The organism is Shigella sp. FC1967, from assembly GCF_001743005.1.
Classification (GTDB): domain Bacteria; phylum Pseudomonadota; class Gammaproteobacteria; order Enterobacterales; family Enterobacteriaceae; genus Proteus.
Genome location: NZ_MIIZ01001143.1, coordinates 1 through 655 on the forward strand (window position 1 = coordinate 1; position 655 = coordinate 655).

At 49.2% G+C, this 655-nt stretch carries 1 protein-coding gene; it reads left to right on the top strand.

Annotated features, from left to right (window positions below; genetic code table 11):
• The coding region (locus BHE89_RS19430) for a VENN motif pre-toxin domain-containing protein (RefSeq protein WP_171742545.1) at positions 1-655 on the top strand (655 nt) is incomplete at both ends.

Here is a 655-nt window from a genome sequence, read left to right on the forward strand (position 1 = left end):
AAAAAGAGCAAAATCGCTTAAAACAAGCGCAACTGATTGGCGAAATTGGCAATCAGACCATGGATATCATCCGCACCGAAGGAAATATTGCGGGCTATAAAGCCCAAAAAGACCCGGAAGCACTGGCGGTGGCGAAACTGCAATTAGAAGCCGATGGAAAAGTCCCAACGGATAAGGACATTCAACAGCGAGCCTACAAAAATGCCATGGCACAATACGGTACAGGCAGTGATTTCCAGAAAGCTGCTCAAGCGGTGACAGGATTACTGCAAGGGCTTGCGGGTGATAACTTAGCCGGTGCATTGGCAAATGCCTCATCACCGTACTTAGCAAATAAGATTAAAGAGCTGACAACTGACCCTGCTACTGGTGAGGTTAATAAAGGAACCAATGCCATGGCACATGCTATGTTAGGCGCCGTAGTCGCTGAGCTGAATAACCAATCTGCTGCTGCGGGTGGATTAGGTGCAGGCGGTGGCGAGCTGTCCGCTCATGTTATCTTAAACACTCTCTTCCCGGGCAAGAAGGTTTCAGACTTAACCGAAAGTGAGAAACAGCAAGTCAGCGCACTGAGCCAATTGGCTTCTGGTCTTGCTGGTGGACTGACTACCGGTGATATGGCTGGTGCAATTACTGGCTCGCAAGCTGGGAAAAA